A 15,632-nucleotide genomic window follows, 5' to 3' on the forward strand; every position below is an offset into this window, starting at 1 on the left:
GGGAACGGGGTACGTGTGATGGCGAACGACGAGAAGCTGCTCGACCATCTCAAGTGGATGACCGCCGAGCTGCGACGCAGCAAGCGGCGCCTCGAAGAGGTGGAGACGGCGGCCGGCGAACCGGTCGCGATCGTCGCGATGACCTGCCGCTACCCCGGGCGGGTCGACACGCCGGAGCAGCTCTGGGAGCTGATCGCCGCCGGCGGTGACGCGATCGGTGACTTCCCCGCCGACCGTGGGTGGGACGTCGACGGGCTCTACGACCCCGACCCGGACGCGAAGGGCAAGAGCTACGCCCGCGAGGGCGGCTTCCTCGCCGAGGCGGCCGACTTCGACCCGGCGCTGTTCGGCATCTCGCCCCGCGAGGCCCTGGCCATGGACCCGCAGCAACGGTTGCTGCTGGAGACCGCCTGGGAGGCGTTCGAGCGGGCCGGCATCCCCGGTGACAGCGTGCGCGGCAGCCGCACCGGTGTGTTCGTCGGGATCAGCGGCCGCGACTACGACACCCTGTTGCAGCGGCACACCCAGGACGGCATCGAGGGCTACCGGCTGACCGGCAGCGCGGCCAGCGTGCTCTCCGGCCGGATCGCGTACCAGTTCGGTCTGGAAGGGCCGGCGGTCACCATCGACACCGCCTGCTCGGCCTCCCTGGTCGCGCTGCACCTGGCGGTCCAGTCACTGCGCCAGCAGGAGTGCTCCCTGGCCCTCGCCGGTGGCGCCACGGTGCTCGCCACCCCGGAGGCGTTCGTCGAGTTCAGCCGCCAGCGCGGCCTCGCCCCGGACGGCCGGTGCAAACCGTTCGCTGCCGCCGCCGACGGCACCGGCTGGTCCGAGGGCGCCGGCCTGCTCCTGCTGGAGCGGCTCTCCGACGCCCAGCGCAACAACCACCCGGTGCTCGCCGTCATCAGGGGCACCGCGGTCAACCAGGACGGCGCGTCCAACGGCCTCACCGCCCCCAACGGGCCCGCCCAGCAACGCGTCATCCGGGCCGCGCTGGCCAACGCCCGACTCACCGCCGCCGACGTCGACCTGGTCGAGGCGCACGGCACCGGCACCCGGCTCGGCGACCCGATCGAGGCGCAGGCGCTGCTCGCCACCTACGGTCAGAGCCGTCCAGCCGGCGAACCGCTCTGGCTCGGCTCGCTCAAGTCCAACCTCGGCCACACCCAGGCTGCGGCCGGGGTCGGCGGCGTGATGAAGACGGTGCTCGCCCTACGGGCCGGCGTCATGCCACGCACCCTGCACGTCGACGAGCCGACCCCGCACGTCGACTGGACCGCTGGCAACGTCCAACTGCTCACCTCCGAGCGCCGGTGGGCGCCGGGGGAGCGGCCCCGCCGGGCGGCGGTCTCCGCGTTCGGCATCAGCGGCACCAACGCCCACGCGATCATCGAGGAGGCCCCGGCGACGGACGCCCCGGCGACGGACGCCCCGGTCGCCACCGACCCGGTCTGGGTGCTCAGCGGTCACACCCCGGAGGCGCTGCGGGCGCAGGCCGACCGCCTCGCCGCCTTCACCACCGGCTCCGGGGCCGGCCCCGCCGACATCGCCCACTCGCTCGCCGCGACCCGCTCACCGCTGCCCGTCCGGGCGGTGGTCACCGGCGCCGACCTGCCGGCCGGACTCGCAGCCCTGGCCGACGGGCACACCGCCGCCGGGCTCGTCACTGGCACCGTCCAGGAGGGCCGGACCGCCTTCCTCTTCTCCGGTCAGGGATCCCAGCGCCGCGGCATGGGCCTCGACCTCGCCGAGCGGTTCCCGTCGTACGCGCAGGCATTCGACGCGGTCTGCGCGGAGCTGGACCCCCACCTCGTCCGTCCGCTGCGCGAGGTGATCGCCGACGGCGTGGACCTGGAACAGACCGGCTACACGCAGGCCGCCCTGTTCGCTGTCGAGGTGGCCCTGTTCCGTCTGGTCGAGTCGTTCGGGGTCACCCCGGACTACCTGGTGGGGCACTCCATCGGTGAGATCGCCGCCGCCCACGTGGCCGGCGTGTTGTCCCTTGCCGACGCCGCGACGTTGGTGGCGGCGCGAGGTCGGCTGATGCAGGCGTTGCCGCCCGGCGGGGTCATGGTGGCGGTACGCGCCACCGAGGCCGAGGTGCTGCCGCTGCTGTCCGACGGTGTGGACATCGCCGCCGTCAACGGTCCCCGGTCGGTGGTGCTGTCCGGCGCCGCCGACGCCGTGACGGCGGTCGCCGCCCACTTCGACAAGTCCAAGGCGCTGACGGTCAGCCACGCGTTCCACTCGGCGTTGATGGAGCCGATGCTGGCCGAGTTCGCCCAGGTGGCGAGCGCCCTGACCTACCACGAGCCGGTCATCCCGGTCGTGTCCAACCTGACCGGGCAACTCGCCGGCACACCGGACGCCGGCTACTGGGTCCGGCACGTGCGCGGGGCGGTCCGGTTCGCCGACGGCATCGCCTGGCTGCGCGGCCGTGGCGTCACCCGGTTCCTGGAGATCGGCCCGGACGGCGTCCTCACCGCCATGGCCCGGGAGAGCGACGACACCGAAGCCACCTACGTGCCGCTGCTGCGCCGTGGCCGTCCCGAGGTGACAGCGCTGGTCACCGGGCTGGCCGAGGCGTACGTGCGGGGCGCCGCGGTGGACTGGACCGTGCTGGCCCCCGGTGGTTGCCGCGTCGACCTGCCCACCTACGCGTTCCAACACCAGCGCTACTGGCCGGCCACCGGCACCGCCCCGGTCGGCGACACCAGGGCGCTGGGCCTCAGCGGCGTCGACCACCCGCTGCTCGGTGCCGCCGTCGCCCTGGCCGGCGTCGACGAGCACCTCTTCACCGGTCACTGGTCCGCCGCCGGGCACCCGTGGCTCGCCGACCACCAGGTCGCCGGGGACCTCGTCGTGCCCGGCACCGCCCAGCTCGAAGCGGTGCTCGCGGCGGGTGCCGAGGTCGGCTGCCCGACGGTCGAGGACCTGGTCCTGGCCACCCCGCTCGTCCTGCCGCCGGTGGGGGTGCAGGTCCAGGTCCGGGTCGGCGCGGCCGACGCCGACGGCCGGCGCACCGTGAGCGTGCACAGCGGGGACGGCGAGACGTGGACCGTGCACGCCTCCGGCACCCTCGGTGTCACCGGCGCCGTGCCCCCCGCCCTCACCGAGTGGCCGCCCCCGGGGGCCGAACCCGTCGACATCGACGACCTCTACCCGGGGCTGGTCGAGCGCGGCCTGACCTACGGGCCCGCGTTCCGGGGCCTGGAAGCGGTCTGGCGCGGCCCGCTGGGGGAGACGTTCGCCGAGGTACGCGCCCCCGAGAGCGTCGACGCCACCCGCTTCGGGCTGCACCCGGCGATCCTCGACGCCGCCCTGCACGCCCTCGGTCACACGGTCACCGACGCCGAACCGGCCGCCGTCCCGTTCGCCTGGAACGGTGCCACGGTGCACGCGGTCGGCGCCGACACGATCCGGGTACGGCTGCGGGGCACCGACACCGTCGCCCTGGACGTCTGGGACACCACGGGGCAGCCGGTCGCCACTGTCGGTTCCCTGGTGCTCCGGCCGTACACCCCACCGACCACGAAGACCCTCCCGGTCGCCGACGCCCTGCACCGCCTCGCGTGGACACCGGTCGCCACCGTCCCCGCCGCACCGGCCACATCGGCGCAGATCTGGCACCCGCCGACCACCGGTGCCGACCCGTTGACGGCCACGCACTCGGCGACCGCCGCCACACTCGACGTCCTCCAGCGGTTCCTGCGCGACACCACCGACGCCGACGCCCGGCTCGCCGTGGTCACCTCCGGCGCGGTGGCCACCTCGCCCGACGGGGACGTCACCGACCTGGCCGCCGCCGCGGTGTGGGGGCTGGTCCGCACCGCGCAGACCGAGAACCCGGACCGCTTCGTCCTGGTCGACTTGGACCGGCCCGACGACGACGTGCTCGCCGCCGCGCTCGCCACCGGGGAGCCGCAACTCGCCGTCCGCAACGGCGCAGTGCTCGCCCCACGCCTGGCCCGCGCCGCGACCGGGCCCGCCCTCATCCCGCCCGCCGGAGTTCCCTGGCGACTCGACGTCCCCGTCAAGGGCACCCTCGACAATCTCGCCCTCGTCGCGTGCCCCGAGGTCGACGAACCGCTCGGCCCGGGTCAGGTCCGGATCGCGGTCCGCGCCACCGGCCTCAACTTCCGTGACGTCCTGATCGCCCTGGACATGTACCCCGACGTCGCCCAGCTCGGCAGCGAGGGCGCCGGTGTCGTCACCGCGATCGGCCCCGGTGTCGACGGGGTGGCCGTCGGCGACGCGGTCATGGGCATGTTCTACGGCGCGTTCGGCCCGGTGACCGTCACCGACCACCGGCTGGTCACCCCGATCCCAGCCGGCTGGACGTTCGAGCAGGCCGCCGCCGTGCCGATCGTCTTCCTCACCGCCTACTACGCACTGGTCGACCTGACCGGCCTGCGCGCCGGGGAGTCGCTGCTGGTGCACGCCGCCACCGGCGGCGTCGGCATGGCCGCCGTGCAACTGGCCCACCACCTCGGCGCCACCGTCTACGGCACGGCCAGCCCGGCCAAGTGGGAGACGCTGCGTGGTCTGGGTGTCGACGGCGACCGGATCGCCTCGTCCCGCACCACCGGCTTCGAGGAGAGGTTCCGCGCCGCGACCGGCGACCGAGGGGTCGACGTGGTCCTCAACTCGCTCACCGGCGAGCACGTCGACGCCTCCCTGCGGCTGCTCGCCCCGGGCGGCCGGTTCGCCGAGATGGGCAAGAACGACGTCCGCGACCCGGCCGCGATCAACGCGGCGCACGGCGTCAGCTACCGGGCCTTCGACACCATCCAGGCCGGACCGGACCGGATCCAGGAGATGCTGCGCGCCCTGGTCGACCTCTTCGAGGCCGGCGCGCTGCGGCCGCTGCCGGTGACCACCTGGGACGTGCGCGCGGCGGGTACCGCGTTCCGGCACGTCAGCCAGGCCGCGCACGTCGGCAAGGTGGTCCTCACCGTCCCGAGCGCCCTCGACCCGGAGGGCGCCGTCCTGCTCACCGGCGGCACCGGCGCGATCGGTGCGGCCGTCGCCCGGCACCTGGTCACCACCCACGGCGTCCGGCACCTGGTGCTGGCCGGACGGCGAGGCCCGGACGCGCCCGGCGCGACCGACTTCGCCGACGAACTGCGCGGGCTCGGTGCCAGCGTGACACTGGCCGCCTGCGACGTCGCCGACCGCGGCGCGGCTGCGGCCCTCATCGCGGCCAGCACCACGGACCGGCCACTCACCGCCGTCGTGCACCTCGCCGGCGTCCTCGACGACGGTGTCCTCGGCGCGATGACAGCGGACCGGCTGCGCAGCGTGCTACGCCCCAAGGTCGACGCGGCCTGGCACCTGCACGACCTCACCCAGGACCAGCCGCTGGCCGCCTTCGTGCTCTTCTCGTCGCTGTCCGGGCTGCTCGGCGCGGCCGGGCAGGCCAACTACGCGGCCGCTAACGCGTTCCTGGACGGGCTCGCCGCGCACCGCCGCGCCCAGGGCCGGCCGGCGATCTCGCTCGCCTGGGGCCCGTGGACCGCCACGACCAGCATGGCCGGCCGGCTGGACGACACCGACACACGACGCATGGACCGCACGGGTGTGCTCGGCTTCGACACCGGCGAAGGCCTGGCGCTGTTCGACCTGGCGCTGGGGGTCGACGAGTCGTTGACCGTCCCGGTGCGACTCGCCCGTACCGTCGCCGCCGGCACCACCCCACCGCCGCTGCTGCGGGGACTCGTCCGTGGGGTGACCCGCCCGGCCGGCAGCGCCGGGCCGGCCGACGCGGCGACCGCGCTGCGCCGGCGGCTGGCCACCGCACCGGCCGAGGCCGAACGGATCCTCCTGGACATCGTCGTGGCGGACGTCGCCGCCGTCCTCGGGCACGCCCCGTCCGACGTCGTCGCCGGCCGGGCCTTCAAGGAACTCGGGTTCGACTCGCTGACAGCCGTCGAACTGCGCAACCGGCTCACCGCCGTGACCGGGCTCCGGCTGTCCGCGACACTCGCCTTCGACCACCCGAGCCCCCTCGCGCTCGTCGCCCACCTGCGCGACGAACTGCTCGGCGGTGCCATCCCGGAGGCGGCCCCACCCTCCACCGCCGCCACCGGGGACGACGACGATCCGATCGCGATCGTCGCGATGGCCTGCCGCTACCCGGGGGGCATCAGCACCCCGGAAGACCTGTGGCGACTGGTCGCCGACGGCGCCGAGGGCATCAGCGCGGTCCCGGCGGACCGGGGGTGGCGGGCCGACCTCTTCGACACCGACACCGACGGCGGCTCGGCCACCGACCGTGGGGGCTTCCTGCACGACGCCGCCGACTTCGACGCCGACTTCTTCGGCATCTCACCGCGCGAGGCACTGGCCATGGACCCACAGCAACGGCTGCTGCTGGAATCCACCTGGGAGGCCCTGGAACGCGCCGGCATCGACCCGGAGACCGTCCGTGGCGAGCAGGTCGGCGGCGTCTTCGTCGGAGCCTCGGCCCAGGGGTACGACACGCTGCTGCAGGGCCGGGACGCCAGCACCGGCTACCTGCTCACCGGCACCGCCGCCAGCGTCATCTCGGGCCGGCTCGCGTACACCTTCGGCTTCGAGGGCCCGGCCGTCACTGTGGACACCGCCTGCTCGTCGTCACTGGTCGCGCTGCACCTGGCGATCAGCGCGATCCGCAACGGCGAGTGCGCGATGGCCGTCGCCGGCGGCGCCGTGGTGATGGCCACGCCGACGATGTTCCTGGAGTTCTCCCGACAGGGTGGGCTTGCCACCGACGGGCGCTGCAAGGCGTTCGGGGCGGGCGCCGACGGCACTGGCTGGTCCGAGGGCGTCGGTGTGCTGCTGGTCGAGCGGTTGTCCACCGCCCGCCGCCGCGGTCACCCGGTGCTCGCGCTGGTCCGCGGCACTGCCGTCAACCAGGACGGCGCGTCGAACGGTCTGACCGCCCCGAACGGCCCCGCCCAACAGCGGGTGATCCGGGCCGCGCTCGCCGACGCCGGTCTGTCCACCGCCGACGTCGACGTGGTGGAGGCGCACGGCACCGGCACGGTGCTGGGCGACCCGATCGAGGCGCAGGCGTTGCTCGCCACCTACGGCCAGGGCCGTGCCGCCGACCGGCCGCTGTGGCTCGGCTCGATCAAGTCGAACCTGGGTCACGCGCAGGCCGCCGCCGGAGTCGGCGGCATCATCAAGATGGTCATGGCGATGCGGGCCGGGCTGATGCCCCGCACCCTGCACGCCGACGAGCCGACCTCGCACGTCGACTGGTCGTCCGGCTCGGTCGCCCTGCTCACCGAGGCCCGCGAGTGGGCGGGTGACGGGCGTCCCCGCCGGTCGGCGGTCTCCTCCTTCGGGGTGTCCGGCACCAACGCGCACGTCATCCTCGAAGCGGCACCCGAACCGGCCCCCGCACCCGAGGACTCGGCACGCCAGGCGACCGTCGACGTGCCGCTGGTCCTGTCCGCCCGCACCCCGGAAGCGCTGACCGCGCAGGCGATCCGGCTCCTGGCCGACGGCGACGTGGACCTGCTCGACGCGGCGTACACCCTCGCCGGGCGGGCCCGCCTGCCGCACCGGGCGGTGGCGTTCGGTCGGGCCGCCCTCGACGCCCTCGCCGCCGGTCAGCAGGACCCCGCTCTGGTCACCGGCACGCCGGTGACCGGCCGGACGGCATTCGTGTTCTCCGGCCAGGGCTCGCAACGACCCGGCATGGGCCTGGCCCTGCACGAGACCTTCCCGGTGTACGCGGAAGCGTTCGACGCGGCCTGCGCCGAACTGGACCGGCACCTGGACCGGCCGATCCGCGAGGTCATCGCCGACGGAGGCGACCTGGACCAGACCGTCTACACGCAGTCGGCGTTGTTCGCCGTCGAGGTCGCGTTGTTCCGCCTGGTCGAGTCGTTCGGCGTCACCCCGGACTTCCTGGTGGGGCACTCGATCGGTGAGATCGCCGCCGCGCACGTGGCGGGGGTGCTGTCCCTGGCCGAAGCGGCAACGTTGGTCACCGCCCGAGGTCGGTTGATGCAGGCACTCCCGGCGGGCGGTGTCATGGTCGCCGTGCGGGCCACCGAAGCGCAGGTGCTGCCGCTGCTGACCGACGGGGTATCCGTCGCGGCGATCAACGGCCCGCGCTCGGTGGTGCTGTCCGGTGTGGCCGACGAGGTCGCGGCCGTCGCGGCGACGTTCAAGTCCAAGCGGCTGCGGGTCAGCCACGCGTTCCACTCGGTGTTGATGGAGCCGATGCTGGCCGAGTTCGCCCAGGTGGCGGCAACCCTGACCTACGCAACGCCGCGCATCCCGATCGTGTCGAACGTGAGCGGGCAGATCGCCGAGACCCAGGACGCCGGCTACTGGGTGCGGCACGTGCGCGAGGCGGTGCGCTTCGCCGACGGGATCACCACCCTGGAGAGCCTGGGTGTCAGCACGTTCGTGGAGATCGGCCCCGACGGGGTGCTCTCCGCGATGGGCGCGGACTGCGTCGCTGACGCGGTGTTCGTACCCGTGCAACGCTCTGACCGGGACCAACCGGCCACGCTGCTGGCCGCTCTCGCGCAGGCCTTCGTGCGCGGTGTCGCTGTCGACTGGGCGCCCTGCCTGACCGGCGGACGGCTTGTCGACCTGCCCACCTACGCCTTCCAACGCCGCCGCTACTGGCCGGCCGCCGCCGTCGGCGAGGCCGGCGCCGGCAGTCATCCGCTGCTCGGCGCGATGGTCCCGCTGGCCGGCAGCGACGACGAGCGGGTACACACCGGCCACTGGAGCACCGGCTCGGTGCCCTGGCTCGCCGACCACCGCATCGCCGGCTCGGTCGTCGTGCCCGGTACCGCGCTGCTCGAACTGGTCCTCGCGGCCGGTGCCGAGGCCGGCTGCGACCACGTCGACGACCTCGTGCTCTCCGCCCCGGTGGTGGCCGGCGAACGCGGCGTGCAGCTCCAGGTGCGGGTCGGCCCGGCCGACGACGCCGGACGTCGACCGGTCGCGGTGCACGCCACCACCGACGGGGTCCGGTGGGCGGCACACGCCACCGGCACGGTCAGCCCCGCCGCAGTGCCCGCCCCGGACACCGACGAATGGCCGCCGCACGGCGCGACCCCGCTCGACCTCGGCGACCTCTACCACGACCTGGCCGACCGTGGCCTCGACTACGGTCCCGCCTTCCGGGGGCTGCGCGGGGCCTGGCGTGCCACCGACGGAACCCTCCACGCCGATCTGGCCCTCGACGGTGACGCCGACGGGTACGCGGCGCACCCGGCGCTGCTGGACGCCGCTCTGCACGTCCTCGGCCTGACCGGCGACGCCGGCCGGGAGGCCAAGGTGCCGTTCTCCTGGACCGGTGTCACCCGCCACGGTCAGACCGGCAGCGCCGCCCGGGCCCGGCTGACCCGGACCGCCGCCGACACCGTCCGGATCGACCTGACCGACGACCTCGGCCGCCCCACTGTCACCGTGGAGTCCCTGCTCCTGCGGCCGTACGCCCCGCCGTCGGTGCTGCACACGCTGTCCTGGTCGCCGATCCCGGTGCCCGTGGAGTCGACAGCGCAGGACCTGACCGTGCTGCGCGTCCCGCAGGTTTCGGGCGACCAAGCCGCTGCCGCGCACGCGGTGACGGTGGAGGCGCTCGCCGCCGCGCAGGCCGTGCTCGCGCAGGACGACGCCCGTCTGCTCGTGCTCACCACCGGGGCGGTGGCGGCGGTCCCGGACGACACGGTCCCGAACCCGGCCGGCGCCGCGGTCTGGGGCCTGATCCGCAGCGCCCAGTCCGAGAACCCGGGCCGCTTCCTGCTGGCCGACGCCGCACCCGGTGACGATCCGGACGACGCCCGGCTGGCAGCCATCGCCGGGGCCGGCGAGGAACAGGTCGCGCTGCGCGGAGACACCGTCCTCGTACCCCGGCTGGTGCCCTCCCGCGTCTCCGGCGACGGGCCCTCCTTCGGCACCGGAACGGTACTGGTCACCGGGGCCCTGGGCGCCCTCGGCAGGATCGTCACCCGGCACCTGGCGACCCGCCACGGCTGCACCGACCTGATCCTGCTCGGTCGCCGCGGCACCGACACGCCCGGTGCCGCCGAGTTGGTCGCCGACCTGGCCGCCCTCGGTGCCACCGCGATGGTGGTGGCCGCCGACGCGGCCGACCGGGACGCCCTCGCGGCGGTCCTCGCCGCAGCGCCCCACCTGACCGCCGTCGTCCACATCGCCGGCGTCCTCGACGACGGTACGATCGACCGCCTCACCCCGGACCGCACCGCCGCCGTCCTGCGACCGAAGGTCGACGCGGCCTGGCACCTGCACGAACTCACCAGCGACCGGGACCTCTCCGCGTTCGTGTCGTTCTCCTCCGCCGCCGGCGTCTTCGGCGGTCCGGGGCAGGGCAACTACGCCGCCGCCAACGCCTTCCTCGACGCCCTCGCCGCGCACCGGCGCGCCACCGGCCTGGCCGCGACCTCGCTGGCCTGGGGGCCGTGGGCGGACGGCATGGCCGCCGGTCTCGCCCCGGCGGAACTGGACCGGATGGCCCGCTCCGGTGTGCTGCCGCTGCCGACCGACGTGGCGCTCACCGCGCTGGACCAGGCCGGCGCCGACGGCCAGGCCCTGCTCGTACCGGTCCGGCTCGACCCGTCGGCGACCCCGTCGCACGTCCCCGGCGTCCTGCGCGGCATGGTCCGCGCGATCCCCCGGCAGCGCGCGGGTCGGGCGTCCGGCGACGCCGCCCTGGTGCGCCGGCTCGCCGGTCTGGCACCGGCCGCGCGCCGCGACCAACTGCTCGATCTGGTACGCACCCACGTGGCCGGCGTGCTGGGCCACGGCTCCGGACGGGCCGTTGTGGCCGACCGCCCGTTCAGCGAGTTCGGCTTTGACTCACTCGCCGCCGTCGAGCTGCGCAACGGGCTGAACGCCGCGACCGGGCTGCGGTTGGCCGCCACCCTGGTCTTCGACTACCCGACCCCAGTCGCCCTGGCCGACCACCTGAACACCGCTCTCGGCGGTGGCGACGAGACCCCCACGACCGGTGTGAGCAGGGCGGTCACGGCCGACGAACCCATCGCGATCGTCGGCATGGCCTGCCGCTACCCGGGCGGTGTGACGACCCCCGAGGACCTGTGGCAGTTGGTCGACACCGGCGGTGACGCGATCGGCGAGTTCCCCCCTGACCGGGGCTGGGATGTAGGGGTGTTGTTCGATCCCGATCCTGACAATCCTGGGACCACGTACACCAAGGAGGGCGGTTTCCTCTACGACGCGGGCGACTTCGACGCGGGATTCTTCGGGATCTCGCCACGGGAGGCCCTCGCCATGGATCCGCAGCAGCGGCTGTTGTTGGAGACCTCCTGGGAGGCGTTCGAGCGGGCCGGGATCGACCCGGCGGTCGTACGGGGAGCGCAGGTGGGTGTGTTCGCTGGGGTGATGTACCACGACTACGTCAGCCGACTCGGGTCGGCTGACGGAGTCGAGGGTCTGCTGGGTGTCGGCAACGCCGGCAGCGTGGTCTCCGGCCGGGTGGCGTACACCTTCGGCCTGGAGGGCCCGGCGGTCACCGTGGACACCGCGTGCTCGTCGTCGCTGGTGGCACTGCACCTCGCGGTACGGGCGCTGCGCAACGGCGAGTGCGTCATGGCACTGGCCGGCGGGGTGACGGTGATGGCCACCCCGGGTACGTTCGTCGACTTCTCCCGGCAGCGCGGCCTGGCGCCCGACGGCCGGTGCAAGTCCTTCTCCGACGACGCCGACGGAACCGGCTGGGCGGAGGGCGCCGGTGTGCTGCTCGTCGAGCGGCTCTCCGACGCCGTCCGCAACGGTCACCGGGTGCTCGCCGTGGTACGCGGCACCGCTGTCAACCAGGACGGCGCGTCGAACGGTCTGACCGCCCCGAACGGCCCGTCGCAGCAACGCGTCATCCGCGCCGCGTTGGCCGACGCCGGCCTGACCACCGCCGACGTGGACGCGGTCGAGGCGCACGGCACGGGCACCCGACTCGGCGATCCGATCGAGGCCCAGGCGCTGCTGGCCACCTACGGTCAGGATCGGCCCGCCGACCAACCGCTGTGGCTCGGCTCGATCAAGTCGAACATCGGACACACCCAGGCCGCCGCCGGGGTCGCCGGGATCATCAAGATGCTGATGGCGATGCGGCACGACACCATGCCGCGGACCGTCCACGTCGAGCGGCCCACCGGGCACGTCGACTGGTCCGACGGCGCGGTGGAGCTGCTCACCGACGCCCGGCCGTGGCCGGCGGGGGAGCGCCCGCGTCGCGCGGGGGTGTCGTCGTTCGGGGTGTCCGGCACCAACGCCCACGTGATCATCGAGGAGCCGCCGGTCACCCCGGAGGCCGAGTCGGTAGCGACGGATCCCGGTGCGCCCTGGTTGTTGTCGGCCCGCAGCGCGACGGCGGTCGCCGGTCAGGCGCAACGGCTCGCGGCGTGGGACGGCGACGCCGGGCAGGCGGCGTACTCGCTGGCCACCTCGCGTGCTGTCTTCGACCACCGCGCAGTCGTCCTCGGCCCGGACCACAGTGCCGGTCTGGCCGCCCTTGCCGACGGGTTGCCGTCGAGCGCCGTCGTCGCCGGTGTGGCCCGTTCCGCCGGTGTGGTGTTCGTGTTCCCCGGCCAGGGTTCGCAGTGGGTGGGGATGGCGGTGGGTCTGCTGGATGCCGAGCCGGTGTTCGCGGCCCGGATCGCGGAGTGTGCGGCGGCTCTGGCCCCGTTCGTGGACTGGAATCTCCTGGACGTGCTGCGCTCGGATGACCCGTTGGATCGGGTGGATGTGGTGCAGCCGGTGTTGTGGGCGGTGCACGTCGCGTTGGCCGAGGTGTGGAAGGCCAAGGGCGTCACCCCTGACGCGGTGATCGGTCACTCGCAGGGTGAGATCGCCGCCGCCTGCGTCGCCGGGGTCCTGTCGCTCAGTGACGCCGCGAAGGTCGTCGCGTTACGCAGCAAGGCTTTGCTGGCCCTGTCCGGCACCGGCGGCATGGTGTCGGTCAGCGCCGGCCTGGACGTGGTCAACCCCCTGCTGACCGACGGGGTCAGCGTCGCCGTGGTCAACGGCCCGACCAGTGTCGTGGTGGCCGGTGCCGACCTGGAGCCGTTCCTGGCCGCTGCCGAGGCGGCGGGGGTGCGGGCCAGGCGGGTGAAGGTGGACTACGCGTCACACTGCCCGCTGGTCGAGCCGGTGGAGGCGGAGTTGGCCCGTCTGCTCGACGGGGTGCAGCCCCTGCCCGGCTCGGTGCCGGTGTTCTCCACAGTCGAGGACGGCGGGGAGATGAACGCCGCCTACTGGTATCGCAACCTGCGCCAACCGGTGCGCCTGGACCTGGCAGTGCAGGCCGCTCACGCCGCCGGGCACCGGATCTTCGTTGAGGTCAGCGCCCACCCGGTGCTCACCGGCGCGATCGAGGCCACCACAGTCGGCACGCTGCGCCGTGACGAAGGCGGCCCGGAGCGGTTCGTGCGGTCGCTGGCCGAGGCGTGGGTGCAGGGCGCACCCGTCGACTGGACCACAGTCATTCCCGCTACCCGGACCGTGGACCTGCCGACGTACCCCTTCCAACACCAGCGGTACTGGCCGGCCGGCGACACACCGGTGCCCGTCGTCGACCCGGTCGACAGCGAGTTCTGGCAGGCGGTGGAGAACGGGGACCTGACCCCCCTCGGGATCACCGGCGACGGCGACGCCCTGCTGCCCGCCCTCACCGCCTGGCGGCGTACCCGCACGGAGCGCGGCACCACCGACACCTGGCGCTACACCGTCGGCTGGACCGCCCTGCCCGAACCGCCCGACGCGTTGCTCACCGGCACCTGGCTGCTGATCACCACCACCACCGCCCAGACCGAAACCGACTTCGTCAGCGCCGCGATCGAGCAGGCCGGCGGCACCGCCGTCATCGTCGAGGTCGACCCGGCGACGACCGACCGGGCCACGCTGACCGCACAGCTGAGAGCCGCGACCGGCCCCGAGCCCGCCGTCACCGGTGTGCTGTCCCTCCTGGCGGTCGCCCCGGACACCGGCGGAGCCGTCCCACACTGCCTGACCGCGACCGTGCTGCTGGTCCAGGCCCTGGCCGACGCCGGGATCCCCGGCCGGCTCCGGATCGTCACCCGCGGCGCCGTCACCGTCGCCGCCACCGACGAGCCGCCGCTGACCGGCCCCGCCCAGGTCTGGGCCACCGGCCGGGTGCTCGGCCTGGAACAGCCGGACCGCTGGGGCGCCCTGATCGACCTGCCCGCCCGGCTCGACAGCGCCGCCCGCACCCGCTTCCAGGCAGCCGTCGCCGGCATCGACGACGAAGACCAGATCGCGGTACGCGAGGACGCCGTCCACGCTCGACGCCTCCGCCCCGCCCCCCTCGACAGCCCGGCACCGCCGAACGGGTGGACGCCCACCGGCACCACCCTGATCACCGGCGGCACCGGCGCGATCGGCGCACACGTCGCCCGCTGGCTGGCCGGACGGGGCGCCGAGCACCTGGTGCTCACCAGCCGGCGAGGCCCGGACGCCCCCGGCGCCGACGAGCTGCGTACCCACCTGGAACACCTCGGCGCACGGGTGACCATCGCCGCCTGCGACACGGCCGACCGGGACGCGCTCACCAGCCTGCTCGACGGCATCGGCGACCTCACCGCGGTCTTCCACGCCGCCGGTGTCGCCCGCTCGGCACCGCTGGCCGACACCGATCTGGACGAGTTCGCCGACGTGGTCAACGGCAAGGCGGCAGGCGCCGCGGCGCTCGACGACCTCGTCGGAGACGTCAGCGCATTCGTCCTGTTCTCATCCAACGCCGGCGTCTGGGGCGGCGGCGGGCAGGGCGCGTACGCGGCGGCCAACGCGTACCTCGACGCGCTCGCGGCCCGTCGCCGGGCCCGTGGTCTGCGCGCCACCTCGATCGCCTGGGGTGTGTGGGACGGCGGTGGCATGTCCGACGCCGCGATCGTCGAGCAGTTGCGCCGACGTGGCCTCGCCGCGATGGCACCCGACCTGGCCATCGCCGCCATGGCCCGCACCCTCGACCACGACGAGACCTTCGTCGCCATCGCCGACGTGGACTGGCAGCGGTTCGCGCCCGCCTACGAGTCGGCCCGGCCCCGGCCGCTGCTGCACGAACTGCCGCAGGTACGCCGGATCCGCGACGCCGACCAGGCCGCGATCGGCGGCCAGGGGGCGTCCGCGCTCTACACCCGGCTACGCGACAGGTCCCGCGGTGAACGGCACCGGGCCCTGCTCCAGACGGTACGGGCGGAGGCCGCCGCTGTCCTCGGCCACCCGTCGGCCGAGTCCGTCGAACCCGAGCGCGCGTTCCGGGAGCTGGGCTTCGACTCGGCGACCGCGATCGAGATGCGCAACCGGCTCAACGCGAGCACCGGCCTGCGGCTCGCCACCACCCTGATCTTCGACTACCCCAGCGCCCTGGTCCTCGCCGAGCACCTGCACGACGAGCTGTTCGGCCCGGACGACCTCGACGACGACGCCCGCATCCGGCAGGCGCTCGCCGCGATCTCACCGGCCCGCCTGCGTGCCGCTGGGTTGCTGGACGCCGTGCTGCGCCTCGCCGACGACGCCGGCGACGACACCGAAACCGCCGCCGGGGAACCCGACGGCACCGACCTCGACGGCCTGGATGAGGACGACCTCATCCGGCTGGCGCTCGATTCCTCTCGCTGAAC

Annotated in this window: 1 protein-coding gene; it reads left to right on the plus strand. The window is 74.3% G+C overall.

The genetic code is table 11. The features are described 5' to 3' along the window. Positions 1-18 precede the first annotated feature (18 nt). The gene (locus O3438_RS02250; protein WP_269678320.1) at positions 19-15,630 is read left to right on the plus strand and encodes a type I polyketide synthase; all 15,612 of its coding nucleotides are present in this window, start codon (positions 19-21) and stop codon (positions 15,628-15,630) included. The last annotated feature ends 2 nt before the right edge of the window (positions 15,631-15,632 follow it).

It is taken from the genome of Micromonospora sp. WMMC250, assembly GCF_027460215.1.
GTDB lineage: Bacteria > Actinomycetota > Actinomycetes > Mycobacteriales > Micromonosporaceae > Micromonospora > Micromonospora taraxaci.